The sequence below is a fragment of the Marinicellulosiphila megalodicopiae genome (assembly GCF_045862395.1).
GTDB lineage: Bacteria > Pseudomonadota > Gammaproteobacteria > Pseudomonadales > Natronospirillaceae > Marinicellulosiphila > Marinicellulosiphila megalodicopiae.
In genome coordinates this window covers 965,866-988,060 of the sequence record NZ_AP023087.1, presented here as the reverse complement: position 1 = coordinate 988,060, position 22,195 = coordinate 965,866, and the positions used below count along the sequence as shown (strand labels likewise).

The window sequence follows — 22,195 nt, the reverse complement described above, 5'->3', positions numbered from 1 at the left end:
TTTTTTTAGCCAAAAAAAAACGCCTATTCGCCCACTTCAATTAAGAAGTAACGAATAAGCGTCTTTGCTTGTTACAAAACGACTTCGTTTTGCTTTTGACCTTTCTATCGCCATTGATAAAAAAGTAGAATTTTTCAAATCTCATATACAAAAGCATTTACTATGCCAAGTTAAATTAAAAACATTATAAACAGCCTATAACAGCCATATTTAAAGGGTTATAGCGTATAATATTTTAAAACCTTCTAATTATTTAGAATTTTAAAGCGCTAAAAACAATAAAAAAATGAATCGAGTTTCATTTTGGTGCGCTAAAAAAGTGCACCTCCTCTTAAATCCTGACAAGCGTCTCTTTTTGATATCACTCAAGACTTTTCAATAAGACTTAATTGGAATCCATTTCCTAAATCCTATTCATTAATTGAAATAAAATTGAGAAGGATTTATACCTTGAAGTAATTGATAAGGAAGGTCGTGCAATGATTGTTGAGAATATTGCTTACAACCCGCCAGCTGTTGTTTCTATTAAAATGATTAAAGGCCCTTGGTTCCCTGTAGTGTATTGTAGTGACATCAAATTTTGTTTTTTTGAATCATTGGGTTAGTTTTTCGAATGAATCCGGAACCTACATAAAAGATTATTTTTTACACTGTAGGCTCGGGATTCATTGTGAGGGTTTTTATAAATTTTGTTTTTTGAATCATTGGGTTAGTTTTTTTCCGAATGAATCCGGAACCTACATAAAAGATTATTTTCAACACTGTAGGCTCGGGATTCATTCCGAGGGTTTCAACAAATTTTTTTTGAATGATCTGGATAGTTTTTCCGAATAAATCCGGAACCTACAGAAAAGATTATTTTCTACACTGTAGGCTCGGGATTCATTGTGAGTTTTTTTACAAATTTTGTTTTTTGAATGATTGGCTTAGTTTTTCCGAATACATCCGGAACCTACATAAAATATGAACTAAAAAGGACAGGCTAATTAAAATAATTTGACAACCCTCACAATCGATCTATCATTTTATAAATATAAAGACAACATAATTCAAATGGATTGAATTTGTTGTCATTTGATTAATCAATTAGGAATCAACATGACAAAAGCGAGAAAACGCCTAGTAAATTATACTGCTACTACAAAATACTTAATTACCTGCCGTTGCGTGCGTCGCGCATTTCTGTGCGGTAAAGATGAGTATACCAACCAAGATTTTGAGCATCGCCGTGCATGGGTTGAAGATATTTTATTGTAACTTCCCAGCATATTTGCAATTGATATCGCCTCATATGCAATCATGAATAACCATTATCATTTGGTGATTAGCGTGAACGTTAAACAGGCTGAGTCTTGGTCTGCTGCCGAGGTAATCAAGCGCTGGCATCAATTGTATACGGGTACGATGATATCTAGAGCGTTTTTAGATGGCTCTAAACTCAACCCACAAGAAAGTATTTTGCTAGCCGAAACCGTTGAAATTTGGCGTAATCGATTGATTAATATTGGTTGGTTTATGAAAAATATTAATGAGCCGATTTCTAGACTCTCAAATATTGAAGATAACTGCACAGGCAAATTTTGGGAGGGTCGATATAAATCAAAAGCGATTTTAGACGATGAAGGATTATTAGCCGCCATGGTTTATGTAGATTTAAATCCTGTGCGCGCTCAAATGACTAAAACACCTGAAGAATCTGAATATACATCAATCAAAAAAAGAAGTGAGTGCTTTAAAAAATCAAACCATTCTAATCTAGTAAAAGATCAACCGAATGATTTATTACCTCTTTCAAAACACTGTAAAACCCACATTCAAATTTCAACTAAGGCGTATTTAGAATTAGTAGACTGGACAGGAAAACAATGTGCAGAAAGTAAAAAAGGAAAAATCGATAGTGAATTACCCGACATATTAACTCGACTCGATTTGTCCGAAACGTTGTTTTTAAATGCGTCACTGAATATCAACAATAGCTTTGCTAACTTAATTGGCAAAGCATCCAGTATCGATCAGCATTTTTCTAAATTTGGACTCAAGCGAGCTTGTGGCTGGGTGAAATCATTAAGTGTTCTTGGGCTTTAGCTTCCTTTTTTATTATTCATACATATTTTATTAGCTTTTATTCGAATCAATAAATTTTGATTGAATTCCCTGCGCCTTCGATTTGAGCAATGCTCGATAATTGTAGCAATTCCCTCTGTGTGATCTATTTTTTAACAAATTAATTTGTTAAGGCATCATATTTTCTAAAATATGTGCCTTATTTATTTTTAGATGTCATTGGTTTTTATTTAGTTGCCTGTCCTTGTTGTTCCTTGCTTGTTGTTCCTTGTTGTTCCTGATAAAAGCTCACCTTTAACGTATTTTTGAGTTAACACTGTGCCTTTGTAAACCTTATGCCAGCGTTCGATTACCTGAAGATCGCTCAGGTTTTTAGAAGCATCAAGATCTACAAATACAACTAAATGGAAATACTTAAGAGATCCTGTCTACCCCCTTCAGGTTCGCTTTGCTCATGAAAAAATATTCCAGATATTTTATTGATTTAACATAATCGCATACGATTCTATTTTTATATTAAAGATTGTTGGCAACTCCTCTAAACGATTTTCAATCCATTCTTGCCTATGTGAATAATCCTTTTTCGTAACCGAATCCAGACCCAAAATGTAGCATCGCCTACAGCAGCGGCTTATCAGATGGTAATATGGTGTGGCCTCTAAAGATACGAGTTTCTTTCTGAAAATTGGCATAATTCTCCTTCTTAAATATTATTTTTTTGAATTAATTAATCATTTTTAAATAATTGTTTAATACGGTTATTTCGCCATCCTAGTTTTGTGACGTTTTGTTGCTTATTCAGTGTGTCTTGGTATATCTTAGTTATATCTCTTGCAAAACAAACCTAATAAATAAGCATATTAAATCCGATAAAAACACTTTGCTTTTTTATATTTCCCTTCGTACAGTATCACACAAAAAGATCCATTAATTATAAGTAAGGTACTCCATGAATGCAGATAGTTTAAGTTTATTAATTGATATCGGCGTGTCATTAGCCGTTGCTTTAATTGGGTGGGAAATAATTCCTATGAATACACCTGATGATAAAAAAGAATGGTGGAGTAAATTACAGCCAGTATTAAAATGGGGCGGCACCATTGCCACATTAATATTTACAGCTTTATTTTTCACTGAACTTGCCAGATAATTACTAAAAACACCTTGTTTTAAGTCTTTATCCCTCCATCCATAGTCACACATACAAAATTAAAAAGAACAATTATGATAAGAGAAATGACCATACACGACCATGGGTTAGTAATTGAGCTATTTTCAAACACACCTGGAGTAACTGTAAGAGAAGCGGATTCTTTTGAGAGTACTCAGGTTTATTTAGAACGTAATCCACTTTTAAATTTTGTTAAAGTTATTGATGATAAGATTATTGGCTGTGTGATGTGCGGTCATGATGGTAGACGGGGTTATTTACAGCATTTACTTGTGTTACCTAAGTATCGAAACCAAGGCTTTGGTGAACAGTTATTGAATAGTTGTATCGATTCACTTTTGCAGCTAGGCATTCAAAAAACTCATATTTTTGTATTTAAAAGTAATTCTTTAGCTAATGCTTTTTGGCAAAACGCGGATTCAAATCCGAAGTGCATCATCTAACAAGGTAGAAAAAGAGGTCAGCTGAAGGTAAGCTCATAATCTTTTTCTCCGGCAAGAGATGAAGTGATTATGAGTATAAACCCACAGCTAACCTATGAACAAAGATGCCAGATCTACGCATTAATTAAAAGTGATTTTTCACAAAGAAAAATTGCAGAAATTATTAATGTCAATCAATCCACAATTAGTCGAGAGCTTAAACGCAACACAGGCGAACGCGGTTATCGGTACAAACAAGCACAGATATTGACTGATAATCGAAGGAAAAATGCTTGTAAACCAACAAAGATGACTAAAGAATTGATCTTAACTATAGAGACTAAAATTAGATTGGATTGGAGCCCTGAACAAATCTCAAATTGGCTTCTTAAAGATGAGGCGACACTCATCAGCCACGAAAGCATCTATATTCATATTTGGAAAGATAAGCGTGCAGGTGGTGATTTATACACACACCTTCGTCGAGTTGGAAAAAAATATGATAAACGCCGTAATGGAAAATCAACACGTGGACATATTAAAAACCGAATCAGTATTGATGATCGGCCATCCATTGTTGATTTAAAATCCCGCGTGGGTGACTGGGAGATTGATACCATAATAGGAAAAGGACACAGTGGTGCATTAGTTACTATTGTTGAGCGTAAAACAAAATTTACAGTCGCTGCACAGGTAAAAAGCAAAAGTACAAAAGATGTAACAGCGGCAACAATTAGGCTACTAGAACCTTACAAAGACCTTGTTCACACGATTACAGCAGATAATGGAAAAGAGTTTTCTGGACATGAAGAAATTAGTAAAGCACTTAACGCAGAAATTTATTTTGCGCACCCATATAGTTCCTGGGAAAGAGGGTTGAATGAAAATACAAATGGATTAATTCGCCAGTATTTTCCAAAATTCACTGACTTTAAAACTGTTAAGCAGCAAGAGGTAGATTGTGCGATTAAAAAAATAAATACAAGGCCAAGAAAAATACTGAATTATGAAACGCCATATGATTTAATGCATGAATATCAAGCAGCATTCGCTGCATAGATTTTGATGCACTTCGGATTTGAATCCGCGAAATAAAGGCTGGGAGTTACGTGATGATTTAAATATGTACTCACTTAATCAAAGCGATAATATCAATGCTTAACTCGTTATTGAACTGATATTAAAGCTTAATAGTCAGTGAAATTATTTTCACTGACTATTCTTTGGTTTTTTTAATTCAATATCACTTTAATGTTATTAGACAATTCAATTGCTTTTTTTACTGCTGATTCAATGGTTTCATTTTTATGCAGCACAACCGCTAATCGTCTTGGTCCATTTATTTCTGGTTTTGCAAATAATCGAACTTGGGTATTCGGTTCGCTTAATACATTTTGCACACCTTCAAACTCAATGTCTTTGCTAATGCCTTTTGCTAATACGACGGCTGACGCACAGTTTCCTAATTGTTCAATATAGGTGATCGGCAAATTTAAAATAGCTCGTACATGTAAAGCAAACTCTGACTGGTTTTGTGAAATGAGTGTCACCAAACCTGTGTCATGTGGCCTTGGTGATAATTCTGAAAAAATCACTTCCGTACCTTTTACAAAAAACTCGACACCAAACAATCCAAATCCGCCAAGTTCTAATACGACTTTTTCGGCCATTTGTTTCGCTGCTAATAAAGCTTGCTCGCTCATTTCGGCTGGTTGCCAAGATTCTTGATAATCACCATTTTCTTGCCTGTGCCCAATAGGTGCGCAAAAATGAATGCCGTCAATAGCGTTTATAGTGAGTAAAGTAATTTCATAATCAAAATCAACAAACCCTTCTACAATGACTCGACCTTTTCCTGCGCGCCCACCCTCTTGCGCGTAGTCCCAAGACTGTTGAATGTCATCGACTGATTTGATCACTGACTGTCCTTTACCTGATGAACTCATAATAGGTTTAACCACACAGGGTATGCCAATTTCATTGACTGCAAATTGGAATTGTTCAACGGTTTCACAAAATTGATAATTTGAGGTTTGGATATTTAAAGTTTCACTGACTAAACGACGAATACCTTCTCGGTTCATGGTTAAGTGCACGGCTTTTGCGCTAGGTACAACGTTAAAACCTTCTTGTTCTAGTTGAACCAATTTAGAAGTGGCGATGGCTTCAATTTCAGGCACGATAAAATCAGGTTGTTCTTGTTTAATTATCGTTTCTAATTGAGTGTCGTCTAACATATCAAACACGTAAGATCGGTGAGCCACTTGCATGGCAGGTGCGTTTTGGTAACGGTCACACGCGATCACTTCTATTCCTAATCGCTGTGCTTCAATAGCCACTTCTTTACCTAACTCGCCACTGCCTAATAGCAACATTTTTTTAGCACTTGTACATAATGCACTGCCTAATTTCACGATAAACCTCATTATTCTGTATTATAAACGTGTATTGTATGGTTTTTGATGGGATTTACGAAATGGAATTTTAACCTGTTAGATAGGTTTTTTGTTTTTAAATGACGAGAAAATGTTCAAATTTAAGCAAGCTGCTCTTTTAGTTTTAAATTTTCATCTTCCAAGTCTGCGATCGTGGTGAGCATTTCTTGAGAATCGTTGATAAGTTTTCTTAATAGTTCTTCTAATTCTTCATCCGATTCTGAACGGTCATTTTTATTTTGATTTGCAAGCTGTTCATCATCACCTGTCGAGTTTTCCTTGGTTTTTTTATTCACTTCATAACTTGCTTCAAGCTGAGATTCTAAAATTTTAATTCGATCGCGTGCGTTTTGTAATTCTGACTTTAAAGATTCAACACAACGCTCAGTGTCTTCAATATTTTTTTCAATCGTCTCAATATCTTTTTTCTGTGTTAAATGTAATTCATCTGATGTGGTTTCTTCGGTTTGACTGAGTTTTTCTTTTAACTCACTTAATGTCTCACGCTGGGCTTTTTGTAATGCATGAATGGCTTTTATATCTTTATCGTTATTTTCAGAGTTTGAATTATTTTCGTCTGCGTTGCCACTTGCTTCCAACTCAGTAATTAAAATATTGGCCGCCTCTAATTCTTTTTCCAATAACGAAACCACTACGTCTGATTGTTTGATGTAATTGTTTTGCTCAATGACTTGTTCTTGTAATGTTGAAAGTAATTCGTCGCCTTCTGGAGTCCCACTTAATCGATCAATATCCATTTTTAATCGATTAATATTTTCAAGCATATCGAATTTTTCACATTTTAATTTATAAATTTCATCTGCAAAATCTCCTTGCTTAGGAGCCTTGGCCTTTTCAATGGCAGCAGCATCTATAGATTTTAAACGTGATATTTGTGCTTCTAATTGTTCTATTTTTTGATTTTTTGTTTCAATTAATAAATTTTCTTGTTTTAAGAAATCGATCTGCCCTTGTAATTCACGAATAACAACATCTTGTTCTTTATTTATTGGGATATTTAGAATTTTAGCAATTCGCTCATTTAAATGCTGAGACTGCGCCTCGTCCATATGAGGATTTTCATCCAACATGGCTTTTACAGTTTGATACGCCACACCTAGTGCACTTAGTTGCTGATGATGATCGCCATCTAACTGCAAGATTGTATTGTCTGGGTCTTGCTCAGAAAGGTCTATATTTAGCGTTGTATCATTTTGGGCTTCAGCCAATTGAGCTAATAATTTTTTATTCTGTATTAACAGTGATTGGTTGGCTTGACGGATTTCTTTTTTTTCTTTTTTTTGATAAATTTTAAGCAATAAATTATACAAACGGCTTTTATAAAAAAGAAAGCCGCCGATCACAAGCAGTCCAAGTAAGGACTCAAATGTAATAAAGAGTACAAGTTTACTGATATACATAAATTAACAATTATTAGGATCCTTTGTTCAGTATGGACAAAAATCCTAATAATTCAAAAAACTGTGCTTAATTTATATACTTTATTATAATATTTCTTGTGAATTACTTAACTCATCCATTTGCTGAAAGGCGATTCGCTGTGCATTCAGTTTATTTAATAAGAAGTTTGCATGATCCATATATTCTGCTAAATATTTTTTATTAATAGGTTCTGCTTTCGGTAATTTAACAGTTTCAGGGTTTTGATGAACGCCATTTACGCGAAATTCATAATGTAAATGATACCCAGTTGCAGTACCAGATTTACCAACAAATCCTATCACATCGCCCTGAGACACCTTTGTTCCAACTCGCATGCCACGTTTAAAGTTTTTCATATGTGCATATAAAGTCGTAATACCCTGCTGATGCTGAATGATAATCGCATTGCCATATCCACCTTTTACACCTGCAAATATTATTTTACCGTCGCCGCTTGCTTTTATAGATGTACCAGAAGGTGCGGCATAATCTGTCCCTGTATGACGCTTATAGGTTTGATGAACGGGGTGAAAACGCTTTTTACTGAAACTTGAAGAAACTCTGCTTGCATCAACCGGTGTACGTAAAAATGATTTTTTCATACTTTTTCCGTCTTGATTATAATAATCCGTGCGTCCTGAAGAATCTGTAAATAACGTCGCTTGAAATAGCTCATCTTTATTAAAAAACTGCGATGCGATTACGGTGCCATTTCCGTAAGACTCACCATTAATATATTCTTGCTCATAAAGCACACTTAAATGATCGCCCTGCCTTAAGTCTTGACCAAAATCGATATCCCAACCAAATATATGCATAATTTGCGCAGTTAAATTGGCATTTATGCCTGCTTTTTCAGCAGAACCAAATAACGACAATTCAATTGCTGCGGATTTGAAGTGGGTTTTTATCTCTGATTTAGCCACGCGCTGTTCTATACCATATTTTTTTTCTACAATCCCTGTAATAACCACTGAGTATTTTGCATCATGCACCAAATGCACTTGAGCAATGTCTTCATTTTCATCAAAATGAAATTCTATTTTTTCACCGGGCTTGATCGGCGTAATGGTTTGTTTTATCGATTTATTATTCAGAAGATTCATCATTAAACGCACTCCTGCCCCAGAGCGTTCAAAAATATGCGAAAGGGTATCTTCTTTTTTTACAGTAATAATAATCGGAGCTTTAACAGGTTTAGGGACAGTGGCTAATTCTATATCGGTATTTTGATGTAAGTCATTTTGAAGTTTTTTCACTTCAATGGGATTAATTTTTGCAAAATCAGGCTCTGATTCTATCGAGTTTGTCTCATTAACGGTTGCTTGAACATTACTATAAAACTCAACTTTAGAATTCACTTGGAATGGCTGTTGAGTAGGTACAACTTTAATAACAACTAAGTTGGGTTCAGATGATGGCCAAATAATCACTAAAAATATGATCACAATCGTAATTAAAATAGCTAATGTATGAATCTTAGGGAATGCTTTACTAGTCATGTAAACAAATGTAACTCCAATTTTGTGGGGCAAGTATAACAAAAACCACTTTAAAATCATGACGTTGTGTTTGATTTTTATGAATTTTTCTTATTAGTTTTGTCAAAAAATACGTTTTTTGTGTTTGTATTGCTATAATGCGCGGCTTTCCTCATCGATGAGGATAACTAATTTATCTAAGACGCTGGTGAAATTAAAGACTGTATTTTCTTTAATATCAACGTCGTTTTTATCGTGTCTTGTGTTAAATAATGTAAATCAAGACCCATATAAGTCACTTCAGATCCAAAAAGGTTGCGTATGTCTGTGCAAAATATTGATAAAGCTCTCGCTCAAATTAAACGCGGAAGCGAAGAAATACTATTAGAAGAAGAATTAATTGAACGTTTGCAATCAGGCAAACCTTTAAAAATTAAAGCAGGTTTTGATCCTACGGCTAAAGATTTGCATCTTGGTCATACGGTTTTAATCAATAAATTGCGTCAGTTTCAAGAATTAGGTCACGAAGTGATTTTCTTGATTGGTGATTTCACTGCGATGATTGGTGACCCGACGGGTAAAAGTGCGACGCGCCCACCTTTAACTACCGAGCAAGTCGCTGAAAACGCTAAAACCTATACTGAGCAAGTCTTCAAAATTTTAGACGAGTCTAAAACTACCGTTCGTTTTAACTCAGAATGGATGGGTAAAAAATCAGCCGCTGATATGATTGCTTTGGCTGCAAAGTACAACGTTGCGCGCATGTTAGAGCGTGATGATTTCAAAAAACGTTATAAAAACGGTCAGTCCATTGCGATTCATGAATTTTTATACCCGTTGATTCAAGGTTACGATTCTGTTGCATTAGAGTCTGATGTTGAACTTGGCGGAACGGATCAAAAATTCAACTTATTAGTGGGTCGTGAATTACAAAAACAAAGTGGTATGAAACCCCAAACGGTTTTGATGATGCCACTTTTAGAAGGCCTAGACGGCGTTCAAAAAATGTCGAAGTCATTAGATAACTACATTGGTATTACTGACGCTCCTGGTGTGATGTACCAAAAATTATTGTCGTTACCTGACGCGATGATTCGTCGTTATTTTGAATTATTAAGCTTTAAAACATTAGAAGAAATTGATGAATTAATGGCAAAAATTGAAAATGGCGAAAACCCTCAAGAAGTTAAAAAAGTATTGGCCTTTGAATTAATTGAGCGTTTTCATGACACGCAAGCCGCGCAAAATGCCCATAAAGGCAGTGGTAATATTATTCAAGACGGTGAAATTCCAGATGATATTGCGCAAGTTACATTAGACTTAGATGGCGCTGAAGATTTAGCGATTACCTATGTGATCAATCAAGCCAAGTTAGTTAAAAATGGCGCAGCTGGTAAAGATATGCTTAAAAATGGTCGCGTTAAAATTGACCAAGAAGTGGTGAGCATTTCTCATAAAGTGGCAGCGGGTACATATATTATCCAAGCTGGCAAAAAAAGCATCGCTAAAGTAACGGTTGCTTAAGTTATGCAAATTCAGCAATGGTTGGCAAAAGCACACACGCAAATTCAATCCGATAGCGCGATGCTTGACGCCAAACTGTTGCTTAGTTTTGTTTTAAATAAAAGCACGACTTATTTGTTTACTTGGCCCGAACAAACAATCAGCGAGACGGATCTTGCAAAAGCAGAAGAGGTATTACAACAACGCATCAAAGGTTTGCCTATTGCCTATATTTTAGGTCAGCAAGAGTTTTTCTCTTTGCCTTTTTACTGCAACGCCTCTACGTTAATTCCCCGCCCTGATACTGAATGTTTAATTGAATTTTGTTTAAATGAATTTGACCCTAAAAGCTCAAAAACCATTGTCGATTTAGGTACAGGAACCGGCGCGATCGCGATCACTCTTAAGAGCGAATTTGAGAACTGGACGGTGAATGCCGTTGATGTTCAAAAAGGCGCCTGTGAATTAGCCATTAAAAATGCGCAACGTAACAAAGTTGATATTCATGTCTCTAATAGCAGTTGGTTAGATAATTTCAAAACAGACAGCTTGGATATTGTGATTTCAAACCCACCTTATATCGAAGAAAACGATCATCATTTAGATGAGGGAGATGTTCGCTTTGAGCCTAAAACCGCCCTTACATCTGGTGTTGATGGGTTAGATGATATTCGTATTATTGCAAAGCAGTCATTTGAATGCTTGATTGTTAACGGCTATTTAATTGTTGAACATGGATACAATCAAGCAAAAGCGGTTACAGATATTTTCATCCAACATGGTTTTTCTCACGTAGAAAGTTTTCAAGATTATGCTAGCAATGATCGTTTTACTGTTGGTATCAAACATACAATCGCCAGTTCTAATTAAACGGGTCGCAATCATACTCGAATTAAATTAGACTGATTTTATCTAATTTTTTGAGGTTTACATGAAACGATTAATACTAGGATTGGTTATTTCATTAGGTTTAATATGGATTTATCTGGCCACTCAAACCGATGTAGACACATCCAAAAATAACGTAGAAAAAACAAATAGCAAAATACAAACGCATTCTTTAAGCTCTATTATTTCAGATACCCTCCCTGCTAAAAATGTTGTAGACAAAATAGATATTCCCGAACAAGTACCAATAAAAATCGTTAAACAAAACGAAATCGATATAGAAGAACCTACAGCTGCACAATCCGATTCTTTCAGCATTACTTCAGAGCATACACCTACTTTTAATATTACTAATCCTAAATTAAGACAATGCCTTCAAAATAAATTATTAGTAGATGAAGGAGAACAGCCAACATTAGAGCGCATGTTGTATGTAACAAGGTTAAATTGCATTGCAGATGGGTTAGAGGGATTAGAGGATTGGACTCAAATTCATACTTTAGATTTAAAAGGAGGCGGCCTTACGGATATTTCAGCAATTAAAACCCTTGTAAACATGGAGGACTTGGTTTTATTTAAAAATAATTTAACCAATTTAGATGCGCTTGAAGATATGACTCAGTTAAAAACCTTAACTGCGAATCAAAATCAAATCCACGATGTTCGAGGCTTAACCAACTTAGATAAACTTGAATATTTAGTTTTAAAAAATAACAACATTGAATCTCTTGAAGGATTAGGGCGATTAACCTCTTTAACCCAACTGGATTTATCGTTTAACAACATCACAAATATTCGGGCATTATCAGGTTTAAATAATTTAACAAGACTGAATTTATCTAACAATAATATTCAAGATTTAACCCCACTTGCAAACTTAAGTAATCTTCGACGTTTAACAATTTCAAATAATCAAATTTCAAAATTAAATGCATTAGCTTCTTTAAATTTATTAATCTTTCTTGTCGCTGATGGTAATCAAGTTTCGCAAATGGCGCCTTTATTAAACATAAATAGTTTGAAGTTTGTGGATTTATCAAACAATCTCATATCGGATATTTCTAATTTATATACATTCACCCAAGTTGAAGTATTGTTACTGGATAATAATAAAATTGAAGATATCTCACCGTTAACCACCTTGTATCAACTTTATAATGTCGACTTATCAAACAATCCATTAAATTCTGATTGTTCAGCCCTTTCTTTTATCCTTGATAGAAAAGGCAAACTTAAATGTGAGAACGATGAGCCAATGTAAGAACTAATGTAAGAACTAATGCAAATAATTAGACGTTAAATACGTTTTTACTTCGTTGTACATTGACTTTAATTGCTGTGTGTTTTGTTCAAAATCATCATATTGGCCATTTTTAAATGATTCCTCTAATTGACCTGACAGATCGGAAAGGTCGTTCGCCCCAAGATTTCTGCTGGATGATTTCAAACTGTGCACAATTCGAATCATTAATTCTTCATCATGTGTTTCTTTAGCTGGCTGAAGTTGCTCTAACATTGAGTCAGACTCTTCAATATATTTTTCCAGCACAATGTTAAACCTTGTTTTTAATAGCCCTTGCAATGCGCTGAGCGCTTGATCATCTATTGGCGTCATAGTCATTCCCAAATTCACTTCAAATCATATAGATTTAGCATAGACCAATACTTATATAAGGCAAAACCTCATTGAATTGTCTTAAGTTAGTCTTTACCATAGCGACTTTATTTTTATAAGTGATAAAATTTTGGATTCTGATTCGGCTAAAACAGGCATTGCCTACCGCTTTCGTGGCTTTTTACCCATTGTAATTGATGTTGAAACTGCAGGGTTTAATTCGAAAACCGATGCATTATTAGAAATGGCGATGCAAACCGTCACCATGGACGAGCAAGGTTTTTTAGTACCAGGTAAAAGTATCAGCTTTAATATTGAACCTTTTGAAGGGGCAAATTTAGAAAAAGAAGCATTGGCATTTACTGGCATAGACCCCACTAACCCCCTTCGTGGTGCAGTGAGTGAGTTAGATGCATTAAAACAAATGTTTAATATCATCAGCAGCGAAGTAAAAGCAACCGGCTGCTCAAGAGCAGTGTTAGTTGGGCACAACGCTACGTTTGATCACTCTTTTGTGATGGCTGCCAGTGAGCGTTGTGGCATTAAACGTAATCCTTTTCATCCTTTTTCTACTTTTGACACATCAGCCCTTGCGGGTTTAATTTACGGACAGACCGTATTAAAAAAAGCATGCGATGAAGCTCAAATTGAATTTGAAAACTCTAAAGCGCACAGCGCTCTATATGACACTCAAAAAACATGTGAACTGTACTGCAAAATGGTGAATCGCTATAAAGAAATTGGTGGTTGGCCGATTTTACCTGAATTATCGCGTTAGTTAGTTAGATTTATACATGGTGATTGGTTAGAATCACCTTTTATTTATATTTGATGATTTTTTATACTATGGCAAATGGCTTGATTAAAAAAGTAAGTGATTGGTTTAAAAAAGCCAATATCACTCCCCCAAAAAACAATATGGAACAGCAACCAGCTGAGCCATCCCAAACTTCTTCTGATAATTTTGATGCTGAGCATAAACACTCATCACGCAAATCCTACGAGAAAAAGACTTACAAAAACCGCAATATTGAAAAGTTCGAAAGCGATGTACTAGTACAAGTTGAACGCGATGATCATGAGCTTTCAAGAAATGACATCAGTCCTAATGCGCTTAAAGTACTGCATCGTTTACAATCTAATGGATTTGAAGCCTATTTAGTTGGCGGTTGTGTACGTGACTTATTATTGGATTTGCATCCAAAAGATTTTGATGTGGTAACCAACGCAACACCCGAGCAAGTGAATCAATTATTCAGTAATTCTCGAATCATTGGACGTCGTTTTAAGCTTATTCACGTCACTTTTGGCCGTGAACTGATTGAAGTCGCTACATTTCGCGCAAACCACCAAGAAGACTCAAATCATAATCAATCTTCACGTTCTTCTGAAGGTATGTTATTGCGTGACAATGTCTACGGAACCATTGATGATGATGCAATGCGCAGAGATTTTACAATCAATGCAATGTATTACACTTCGAAAGGTTTTGTAATTCGAGCGTTACCTCAAGGCTTAGAAGATCTTAAAAACAAACAAATCCGTATGATTGGTGATGCATCAGCTCGATACCGTGAAGACCCTGTTCGCATGATTCGCGCGGTTCGTTTTGCGATTAAGCTGGGCTTTGAAATTGAACCAGAAACGGCAAACCCTATTTACGAACTTGCAGATTTGATGGCCAATATCCCCCCTGCTCGATTATTTGATGAATCCTTAAAACTTATTCTAAATGGTAAAGGACTTGAGACGTTTGAAATGCTGCTCAAGTTTGACCTATTCAGAACACTTTATCCACAGGCTCAAAAACACATTGATGACGACCCTGAAGGCTTCAACTTAAGATTGTTTAAACAAGCCTTGATCAATACCGATAAACGTATAAATTCGGGAAAATCCATAACACCTGCATTCATTTTGGCTGTATTTTTATGGCCTGAGTTACTAAAGGTGCAACAATCTTTTATCGACAAAGGCGTACCTGCTGTACCTGCTATGCACCAAGCGTGTCAAAAAGTATTAACACTTCAGGCAAAAAGCGCGAGCATTCCAAAACGTTTTTCATTCACTATGCGCGATATTTGGGACCTTCAAATGCGCTTACCCCGCAGATTTGGTAAACGTGCAGAACAAATACTAGAGCATCAAAAATTCCGTGCAGGTTTTGATTTTGTATTGTTACGCGAAGAAGCTGGTGAAGATTTAAGTGGATTAGGCGCATGGTGGCAAGAATTCCAATTTGCTGACAAAGACCGTAAACATCAAATGACCCTTGCTCTTGAGAAAGACAAAAAAAAACGCCCGCCACGTCGTAGCAAACCTAAAAAAGCATGAAAGCTTGGATAGCATTAGGCAGTAATTTAAATCAGCCTAAACAGCAAATTTTGGACGCCTGCAATGAGATCGATCAATTACCCTACACCAAGGTAATTGCAGGCTCTAAAATTTATACCTCAAGTCCTGTTGGTCCACAAGACCAAGATGATTTTGTAAATGGCTGTATTTTAATTGAAACCCAATACTCACCAATTGAATTACTTGATGCACTTCAAGCAATCGAACAATCCCACCACCGTACGCGAGATCGCCACTGGGGGCCTAGAACGTTAGATTTAGACATTATCCTTTATGATGCTATTAAATTGGATACGCAACGTTTAATTATCCCTCATCCGCTGGCTCATAAACGACTCTTTGTGCTACTCCCCCTTCAAGACTTGCAAAATAATTATCCTGTGACAAAATTAAAAAATAAAAACCTTACACACTGGATTTCCCTGATTAACGATCAAGAGATTACAACTTTAAATGAATTCCTTATTTAAAATTCTGCGCAATTCAATGCTTATTTTTTTAAATTAGACAAAAGTCACGTTTTGTAGAAAAATCAAAAAAACTTACAAATCCCACCATTGAAATTTCAAAATTACACATCATTTATGAACTATGTAGCCGATCACTAGTCTATTCTTTTATCGCTACATAGAGATTAATTTTATAAAAACAGAACTGAGTTTTGGTATGAAATTAATTTTTAAAATGATTGATAAAAGTGTTTGACTTTTTTATCAGTCGGAGTAGTTTATAAGTCAACCCACACAAAAGAGGAAAAAAATTACCACTAAAAAGACGTCAATTTTTAATTTATTATCAGAGGATTTATATATGTACACATTGAACATCAGCGGTCACCAAGTTACGGTTCCAAATGAAATCAAAGCATTAATTAAAGAGTCTATGGCAAAACTAAGCCGTTATAATGACAAAATTACAAGCGTGAACGTAACTTTTAATCTGACTAAACAAGAAACGGATAAAGTCCAAGCCGAAGCAACCATTCGGATTCCTGGCAAAGAATTTTTCGCAACCTCTGAAGCGGACAACAGCATGAGTGTCACAGTCGACAGCTTAGTGCAAAAACTTGAAAAACAATTACGTCGTTATAAAAATAAAACGAAATCAAAATCTTCAGAACGTTTTGCTGAAGACACTTCAATTGAAGATATGCAACAAGAAGAATTTAATGCCCTTGTTGATCGCGGAATAGAAGTCGAGCTTGTAAGCTCAGTCGCATAATTCCCATAATAAGCCTGAATCATTTGATTCGGGCTTTTTTAATTCTTAAATTTTTACCTCCTTTTCAAATTTCTTTTTTTAGTTTCTTCATTCAATAACAAGGTGTTTTATGGCTGACATTTCATTTGAAATTAAAAACCACATCAAGTCTTATAAAAACTGGCCAAATGAAGGTGATATTTTTAGAGATTTAACTGACATTTATCGTCACAGTGAAATCACTCAAAAATGCGTTAATCGATTATATGAGCGCTATATAAATTCCAATCTTACTCACATAGCTGTATTAGAAGCTAGAGCATTTATTTTAGGCTCGATGTTAGCTGCACGCTTAAACTTGCCCTTAATTTTAATTAGAAAACCCCATAAAATGGCAGGAGAACTCCTTCATTCCCAAAACGATTCGCATACTCGCGCATTACAGATGCACAAAAATGCTTGTAATGAGCAGGACAACGTATTGATTTTTGATGACTTAATTGCTGCAGGAAAATCCACAATGGGGGCAATTAATTTAATTAATCAAACTGGGGCAAATATTTTTGAGGTTGCATGCCTAGTTTGTTTACCTGATTTAAAAGGCGTACAAAATATTGGCACTTTAAATGTTCCAGTATTTAATTTATGCGCTTACGAAGGAATATAACTTTAAAAAATAATTTTATTTTTTTCAATATAATCAAAAACGTTTAAAAAAAAATTTAAATTATTAATTGATATTAAAAGAATGAATTTTATCGACCCTTTCACAAAAATACACACTATCTTTATAATTCAACATGTAATTTGCCTTTGTCGGCAAGTATTTTGCTAAATAATTAAAAAATCATAAAGAGCAATTTAAAATGGGAATTTGCGCTTCAGAATTACGCCATTATGTGATTAGACCCACATTAAAACAATTAGGCAATTACACATCAGGTATGGAAGAGTTACTGATGGCAACTGCCGCCCAAGAATCTGGATTAGGTTCGCACCTTAAACAAAAACACCACAGAGGCATGGGGGTGTTTCATATTGATGCGAAAACTCATGAACGTATTTGGGATGATTATTTAGCAAAAAAACCAGAACTTGCAAGTTTAGTAAGGGGGCTGGCAAGCCAGCATATGTTTCTTGAAAACCCACACAGCGAATTAGCGACGAATTTAATTTATTCTACCGCCATTGCTTGGTGTATTTATACAAGTCAAGACGCCCCGATTCCAAAACGCAAAGACATTCACGGTATTGCAAAATGCTGGCAGCATTATTTTCATGGTAGTCATGCAAGCCAGTCGGATTTTATTCGACATTATCAAGAATACATCGATAAAGATTCAATGGCCGCATGAATTAAATTTTAACAGCCAAAAAAAACCAGCAAATGCTGGTTTTTTTATACTAATAAATCTAAAAAATCGCTCGATGCAAACCTTGCCAATTAAGATCCCAATCTTGCATTGGCATTTTTTTAAATTCACTCCTAACAAATTGACTGATTCTGCCTTCCACTAAACACAGCATCAAATTAGCACAAACTGTATTTGGTAATTGAACCGATTGTTGGTCACGAATTTGTGCTTCGCGTATTACTTGCTTTAATTGCAACTCAACTCGTTCAAAAAATTGCGCGACTCTTACTCTTAAACGATCATCTTCTCCTGCTAGTGCATCACCAATTAAAATACGACACATTCCAGGATTGTTTTGAGCGAAGCCAAGCATTAAGTTTAAAATTAACTGACAGCGCACTACAGTTGAATTTTCATCCTGTAAAATAATATTAATACGTGAAAAAATACTTTCTTCAATATAGATAATTAACCCTTCAAACATTTTTGTTTTACTAGGAAAATGTCTATATAACGCAGCCTCAGAAACACCCACCTCTTTTGCCAATTTGGAAATAGTGATTCGGTTCCCAGGACTATGCTCAAGCATACGTGCAAGGCACTGTAATATTTGTTCGCGTCTTGAAATTTTACGTTCGCTCACTGCAGTCATGACACCCCCTTATATTGCTTCATTTGTTATTAATGTTCCCACACCTTGGTCTGAGAATATTTCTAACAATGTGGCGTGTGCCACTCGTCCATCAATAATATGCGCACTTTTCACAGAATTTTTAACTGCATCTAATGCACAGCCAATCTTCGGTAACATGCCGCCATAAATCGTACCATCAGCTATTAAAGCGTCCACCTGAGCAGTACTTAATCCGGTTAACACCTTACCTTCTTTGCTTTGCAAACCAGCAATGTTTGTTAATAAAATCAGTTTTTCCGCATTTAAAACTTCTGCAATTTTTCCTGCAACTAAATCGGCATTAATATTATAGGATTGTCCTTTTTCATCGACACCAATTGGTGCAACTACAGGAATATAATCTGACTTCACCAGTAAATCGATGTACGAAGTATCAATGGATTTCACTTTACCGACATGCCCTATATCAATGATTTCAGACTTTTGTAAATCAGGACTTGAGCTTGTGATGACTAATTTTTCAGCCTGAATAAACGAAGCGTCTTTACCTGTCATACCCACTGCCTTACCGCCAACTTGGTTTAGCAAACTTACTATTTCTTTATTAACCAATCCACCTAAAACCATCTCAACCACATCCATGGTTTCTGTTGTCGTCACTCGCATGCCATCAACAAATTTAGATTCAATATTTAAGCGCTCTAAGAGGTCTCCAATTTGGGGTCCGCCACCATGAACCACAACAGGGTTAATACCCACTGCTTTTAGCAATACGATATCTCTTGCAAAGCTTTGTTTAAGCTCTTCATCAATCATTGCATTACCGCCGTATTTTACAACGATGGTACAACCTGCAAATTTTTGAATGTACGGAAGCGCTTCAGATAAAACGCTTGTAAAATTTTGTGCTGCTTTTAAATCAATCGACATGATTTATACTTCTCTCTAATAAGGAAACTGTAATTTTGAATCAAGATTCAACATTTGCAGTTTGAATGTTTCTTGTATTTTGCGTAATGAACTTGGTGTATCCGCTTCAAACTTCATAATAAGTACATTTTTGGTTTGATGAGGTCTAATCAACCCCCATCCATCAGGGAAATCAACACGCAACCCATCTAATTCAATGATGGTACCGTTTGGAAATTTACCTTCTCTTGATAATCGCTCTATCAGCTCATATTTAACATTTTCAGGGACACTCAAAGGCAAATCTAACGTTGAACTGTCTTCAGGAAAAGATGCAAATATTGATTCAACGGTTTTAGAATCTTGACTGACAACTTCTAAAATTCTTGCTGCAGCATAAAGTGCATCATCAAAACCATACCACCTTTCTCTGAAGATAATGTGACCATCCATTTCACCTGCTAATAAAGCGCCTGTTTCTTTCATTTTACGTTTAATTAATGCACTGCCTGATTTAGACATAATCGCGCGACCACCATAACCCACAATTAATGCTTTAAGGCGACGTGTACTTCTGATGTCGTGAATGACAACTGAATTTGATTTACGCTGCAATAAGTTTTTAGCCAATAGCATCAACATTCTATCTGGCTGAATAATTGTACCCTCATTGGTTACCATGCCTAAACGATCTGCTTCCCCGTCAAATGCAAACCCTAAATCGGCATTATGCTCTTTTACCGCTTTTTGCAGGTCTAACATATTCTTAACATTCGTTGGGTTGGGTGTATGGTTTGGAAAATTGCCATCCACTTCGCAATGCAACTGAATCACTTCACAATCCATGGCATCAAATAATGCAGGAGCAACATTACCCGCTACACCATTACCTGCATCAACCACAACCTTGAGTTTACGTTTCACTTTTACATCACTTGAAATACGCTTTATGTAATTATTAATAATGTTATTTTGAGTGACACTGCCATTACCACTTAATAAATTTCTGGATTCAATTCGTGTATACAACGCCGCGATTTGTTCTGGAACTAAGGCTTGGCCTGCTAAAATGATTTTCATACCATTATGATTAGGAGAATGATTTCCACCTGTCACCATTACACCAGAATTCACCCCCAATATTTTAGTTGCGTAATACATTAATGGCGTTGGCACTAATCCTAAATCCAATACGTCACGACCAGACTCAGTTAACCCTAAAATTAATGCACGTGTAATTTCAGAACTTGATAATCGACCATCACGCCCAACAATAATGGTTTGCTCACCACGATCCGCAGCTTCTGACCCAATTGCCAAACCAATGATTCGCGCAATCGATGCATCTAACGTCTCACCTACTAATCCACAAATATCAAAACCATTAAATATCTCTGGGGTGACGTTTAAACCTTGATTAGGGATCGGCGCTTGATCTTGTGCGGCATCAATGCCTAACCGATCATGATCGTCACCTAAATGCAATGACATGATCGATTGTTCGGAATTATCCATATCCAAATTCATATCAGGAATCTGATCAATTTGTGCCATATCATCATCTAAATCTAACACTTCAGTGGAAGGGGTATGTGACGTATTTAAATTAGAGTTTTGGTTGGATAAATGACTAGGATTAGAAAAATCCTCAAGTGCTTGAGTTGTCTCTGAAGGTTCAGGCTTATTAGGAGTAACTTGTTGAGCGCTTTGTCTTGAAAACCTAACACGAGATAAGCTTTCTAATAACGAACTGTACAAAGCAATAGTCACTTGAGGCGTTGCTTGTTGCTGACCGGCCAATACTTTTTGCACGTAAACCGCAACCGATGCTGTTTCTTTTCGTACGATTTTCTGCAAGTTCCAAACAGGCAATACAATCGCCAATAAAATCAACAACATAGCACCAATAATAGGCAATAAATAATGGCTAGATTGTACAATTTGTGCATTTAATATTTTGTCGCTTGGTAAATAATAAAGCTTCCAATATTGCACACTTAAATCGATACCAATGGCATCACCACGAACCATCGTGCCCACTGTAGCAATGTTTTGTGATGGCTCAGACGGTCTGGACTGAACAATTTGTAACGCACTTGCATTATTAAAATTAGATTTTAAAACTTGATTAAAGTACCCCACACCAAAGGACGCAGATAACGATGCAATATGTTCACTATTTGCATTCAGAACAGGCAATACAATTAATATAACATCTCCGCCGGTTTCTCTTGGATAGAATTGTGCTGGCTCTTTACCGCCTTTTTCAACCACACGAATCATATCCGCACCAGGGTAACCAAGCTCAGGGAAGCGTCCATCATTTGGATCAGCTAAACCAGGTAACGTAACCCGTATTTGCCTAACACCTTCAATGGATTGCATTTTAATTTTTTCAAAATTTAACAATCCGTCAGTATCGGTTTTCTCAACTAACTCAACTAACTTTGCATCGCTAGCAATGGATTCAATTAATGATCGTTTAGATAGAATTTCAGCGTTAATATTACTCGCAATAGACTGACTATAAATTTTTACACTATCTTGTTGAAATTTATCGTTGATCGGTTCAATTGTGAATTTAATCAACACAACAGCAAGTACAGGTAAAATAACTAAAACAGCAACAATGGAAGGGATCAGAAAACTGAAAATACTTCGGCGCTTACTTTTTTTTATTTTTGTTTGATTATTTTCTTTAGAGTGTTTGGCCATAACTC

Annotated in this window: 21 protein-coding genes; 14 read left to right on the top strand and 7 right to left on the bottom strand. The window is 35.7% G+C overall.

The window, feature by feature from the left end; translation table 11 throughout:
• Window positions 1-1,098 precede the first annotated feature (1,098 nt).
• The 5 genes from TYM08_RS04120 to TYM08_RS04100 all read left to right on the top strand — a co-directional run bounded on the left by TYM08_RS04120 (window position 1,099) and on the right by TYM08_RS04100 (window position 4,716).
• Window positions 1,099-1,257 carry a hypothetical protein gene (locus TYM08_RS04120; protein ID WP_422381704.1) on the top strand — a complete coding sequence of 53 codons (159 nt, stop codon included), beginning with the start codon at window positions 1,099-1,101 and terminating at the stop codon, window positions 1,255-1,257.
• A 72-nt stretch (window positions 1,258-1,329) separates the two neighbouring features.
• Window positions 1,330-2,085 (top strand): transposase, encoded by a 756-nt coding sequence (locus TYM08_RS04115; protein WP_422381703.1) that lies wholly within the window; start codon window positions 1,330-1,332, stop codon window positions 2,083-2,085.
• A gap of 928 nt (window positions 2,086-3,013) precedes the next feature.
• On the top strand, window positions 3,014-3,214 hold the full coding sequence (locus TYM08_RS04110; RefSeq protein WP_422381702.1) for a hypothetical protein: 201 nt from the start codon (window positions 3,014-3,016) through the stop codon (window positions 3,212-3,214).
• A gap of 74 nt (window positions 3,215-3,288) precedes the next feature.
• The gene (locus tag TYM08_RS04105; protein WP_422381701.1) at window positions 3,289-3,678 is read left to right on the top strand and encodes a GNAT family N-acetyltransferase; all 390 of its coding nucleotides are present in this window, start codon (window positions 3,289-3,291) and stop codon (window positions 3,676-3,678) included.
• A gap of 69 nt (window positions 3,679-3,747) precedes the next feature.
• Window positions 3,748-4,716: an IS30 family transposase gene (locus tag TYM08_RS04100; protein ID WP_422381700.1), complete on the top strand. Its 969-nt coding sequence runs from the start codon at window positions 3,748-3,750 to the stop codon at window positions 4,714-4,716.
• A 173-nt stretch (window positions 4,717-4,889) separates the two neighbouring features.
• Here the strand turns inward: TYM08_RS04100 and purT are convergent, their stop codons facing one another.
• The 3 genes from purT to TYM08_RS04085 all read right to left on the bottom strand — a co-directional run bounded on the left by purT (window position 4,890) and on the right by TYM08_RS04085 (window position 9,037).
• On the bottom strand, window positions 4,890-6,074 hold the full coding sequence (gene purT, locus TYM08_RS04095; protein WP_422382809.1) for a formate-dependent phosphoribosylglycinamide formyltransferase: 1,185 nt from the start codon (window positions 6,072-6,074) through the stop codon (window positions 4,890-4,892).
• Between the two features lie 119 nt (window positions 6,075-6,193).
• Window positions 6,194-7,456, bottom strand: a complete 1,263-nt coding sequence (locus TYM08_RS04090; RefSeq protein ID WP_422381699.1) for a hypothetical protein — start codon at window positions 7,454-7,456, stop codon at window positions 6,194-6,196.
• A 141-nt stretch (window positions 7,457-7,597) separates the two neighbouring features.
• Window positions 7,598-9,037: a peptidoglycan DD-metalloendopeptidase family protein gene (locus tag TYM08_RS04085; RefSeq protein WP_422381698.1), complete on the bottom strand. Its 1,440-nt coding sequence runs from the start codon at window positions 9,035-9,037 to the stop codon at window positions 7,598-7,600.
• A 306-nt stretch (window positions 9,038-9,343) separates the two neighbouring features.
• Here TYM08_RS04085 and tyrS point away from each other — a divergent pair, with 306 nt between their 5' ends.
• The 3 genes from tyrS (at window position 9,344) to TYM08_RS04070 (ending at window position 12,668) form a co-directional block, all read left to right on the top strand.
• On the top strand, window positions 9,344-10,540 hold the full coding sequence (gene tyrS, locus TYM08_RS04080) for a tyrosine--tRNA ligase (RefSeq protein WP_422382808.1): 1,197 nt from the start codon (window positions 9,344-9,346) through the stop codon (window positions 10,538-10,540).
• 3 nt (window positions 10,541-10,543) lie between these two features.
• The gene (gene prmC, locus TYM08_RS04075) at window positions 10,544-11,389 is read left to right on the top strand and encodes a peptide chain release factor N(5)-glutamine methyltransferase (RefSeq protein ID WP_422381697.1); all 846 of its coding nucleotides are present in this window, start codon (window positions 10,544-10,546) and stop codon (window positions 11,387-11,389) included.
• A 61-nt stretch (window positions 11,390-11,450) separates the two neighbouring features.
• Window positions 11,451-12,668 carry a leucine-rich repeat domain-containing protein gene (locus tag TYM08_RS04070; RefSeq protein ID WP_422381696.1) on the top strand — a complete coding sequence of 406 codons (1,218 nt, stop codon included), beginning with the start codon at window positions 11,451-11,453 and terminating at the stop codon, window positions 12,666-12,668.
• A 15-nt stretch (window positions 12,669-12,683) separates the two neighbouring features.
• Here the strand turns inward: TYM08_RS04070 and TYM08_RS04065 are convergent, their stop codons facing one another.
• A complete protein-coding gene (locus tag TYM08_RS04065) occupies window positions 12,684-13,022 on the bottom strand; it encodes an Hpt domain-containing protein (RefSeq protein ID WP_422381695.1) in 339 nt (112 codons plus the stop codon).
• Between the two features lie 130 nt (window positions 13,023-13,152).
• Here TYM08_RS04065 and rnt point away from each other — a divergent pair, with 130 nt between their 5' ends.
• From rnt to TYM08_RS04035, 6 genes are all read left to right on the top strand, one after another.
• Window positions 13,153-13,800: a ribonuclease T gene (gene rnt, locus TYM08_RS04060; RefSeq protein ID WP_422381694.1), complete on the top strand. Its 648-nt coding sequence runs from the start codon at window positions 13,153-13,155 to the stop codon at window positions 13,798-13,800.
• Window positions 13,801-13,880: 80 nt separating this feature from the next.
• Window positions 13,881-15,356: a polynucleotide adenylyltransferase PcnB gene (gene pcnB / locus TYM08_RS04055; protein WP_422381693.1), complete on the top strand. Its 1,476-nt coding sequence runs from the start codon at window positions 13,881-13,883 to the stop codon at window positions 15,354-15,356.
• Window positions 15,353-15,847, top strand: a complete 495-nt coding sequence (gene folK, locus TYM08_RS04050) for a 2-amino-4-hydroxy-6-hydroxymethyldihydropteridine diphosphokinase (RefSeq protein ID WP_422381692.1) — start codon at window positions 15,353-15,355, stop codon at window positions 15,845-15,847. The genes pcnB and folK overlap by 4 nt, the downstream gene beginning before the upstream one ends.
• 340 nt (window positions 15,848-16,187) lie before the next feature.
• Entirely contained in the window at window positions 16,188-16,598 is a 411-nt protein-coding gene (gene hpf / locus TYM08_RS04045) for a ribosome hibernation-promoting factor, HPF/YfiA family (RefSeq protein ID WP_422381691.1), read from the top strand.
• 109 nt (window positions 16,599-16,707) lie between these two features.
• Window positions 16,708-17,244 carry an adenine phosphoribosyltransferase gene (locus TYM08_RS04040; protein WP_422381690.1) on the top strand — a complete coding sequence of 179 codons (537 nt, stop codon included), beginning with the start codon at window positions 16,708-16,710 and terminating at the stop codon, window positions 17,242-17,244.
• Between the two features lie 199 nt (window positions 17,245-17,443).
• On the top strand, window positions 17,444-17,932 hold the full coding sequence (locus tag TYM08_RS04035; RefSeq protein ID WP_422381689.1) for a hypothetical protein: 489 nt from the start codon (window positions 17,444-17,446) through the stop codon (window positions 17,930-17,932).
• 58 nt (window positions 17,933-17,990) lie between these two features.
• Here TYM08_RS04035 and slmA read toward each other — a convergent pair whose 3' ends face one another.
• From slmA to TYM08_RS04020, 3 genes are read right to left on the bottom strand one after another with little or no spacing between them, the layout of a single operon-like run.
• On the bottom strand, window positions 17,991-18,584 hold the full coding sequence (slmA, locus tag TYM08_RS04030; RefSeq protein WP_422381688.1) for a nucleoid occlusion factor SlmA: 594 nt from the start codon (window positions 18,582-18,584) through the stop codon (window positions 17,991-17,993).
• 9 nt (window positions 18,585-18,593) lie between these two features.
• Window positions 18,594-19,496, bottom strand: a complete 903-nt coding sequence (argB, locus tag TYM08_RS04025; RefSeq protein WP_422381687.1) for an acetylglutamate kinase — start codon at window positions 19,494-19,496, stop codon at window positions 18,594-18,596.
• 15 nt (window positions 19,497-19,511) lie between these two features.
• On the bottom strand, window positions 19,512-22,190 hold the full coding sequence (locus TYM08_RS04020) for a phosphomannomutase/phosphoglucomutase (protein WP_422381686.1): 2,679 nt from the start codon (window positions 22,188-22,190) through the stop codon (window positions 19,512-19,514).
• Window positions 22,191-22,195 lie beyond the last annotated feature (5 nt).

Bases quoted from the DNA above. Each gene is read 5' to 3' on its own strand.
- prmC (WP_422381697.1), top strand. From the start codon at position 10,544: ATGCAAATTCAGCAATGGTTGGCAAAAGCACACACGCAAATTCAATCC.
- TYM08_RS04065 (WP_422381695.1), bottom strand. From the start codon at position 13,022: ATGACGCCAATAGATGATCAAGCGCTCAGCGCATTGCAAGGGCTATTA.
- TYM08_RS04105 (WP_422381701.1), top strand. From the start codon at position 3,289: ATGATAAGAGAAATGACCATACACGACCATGGGTTAGTAATTGAGCTA.
- TYM08_RS04120 (WP_422381704.1), top strand. From the start codon at position 1,099: ATGACAAAAGCGAGAAAACGCCTAGTAAATTATACTGCTACTACAAAA.
- TYM08_RS04070 (WP_422381696.1), top strand. From the start codon at position 11,451: ATGAAACGATTAATACTAGGATTGGTTATTTCATTAGGTTTAATATGG.
- TYM08_RS04035 (WP_422381689.1), top strand. From the start codon at position 17,444: ATGGGAATTTGCGCTTCAGAATTACGCCATTATGTGATTAGACCCACA.
- TYM08_RS04110 (WP_422381702.1), top strand. From the start codon at position 3,014: ATGAATGCAGATAGTTTAAGTTTATTAATTGATATCGGCGTGTCATTA.
- folK (WP_422381692.1), top strand. From the start codon at position 15,353: ATGAAAGCTTGGATAGCATTAGGCAGTAATTTAAATCAGCCTAAACAG.
- TYM08_RS04085 (WP_422381698.1), bottom strand. From the start codon at position 9,037: ATGACTAGTAAAGCATTCCCTAAGATTCATACATTAGCTATTTTAATT.
- argB (WP_422381687.1), bottom strand. From the start codon at position 19,496: ATGTCGATTGATTTAAAAGCAGCACAAAATTTTACAAGCGTTTTATCT.
- slmA (WP_422381688.1), bottom strand. From the start codon at position 18,584: ATGACTGCAGTGAGCGAACGTAAAATTTCAAGACGCGAACAAATATTA.
- TYM08_RS04100 (WP_422381700.1), top strand. From the start codon at position 3,748: ATGAGTATAAACCCACAGCTAACCTATGAACAAAGATGCCAGATCTAC.
- TYM08_RS04040 (WP_422381690.1), top strand. From the start codon at position 16,708: ATGGCTGACATTTCATTTGAAATTAAAAACCACATCAAGTCTTATAAA.
- hpf (WP_422381691.1), top strand. From the start codon at position 16,188: ATGTACACATTGAACATCAGCGGTCACCAAGTTACGGTTCCAAATGAA.
- TYM08_RS04020 (WP_422381686.1), bottom strand. From the start codon at position 22,190: ATGGCCAAACACTCTAAAGAAAATAATCAAACAAAAATAAAAAAAAGT.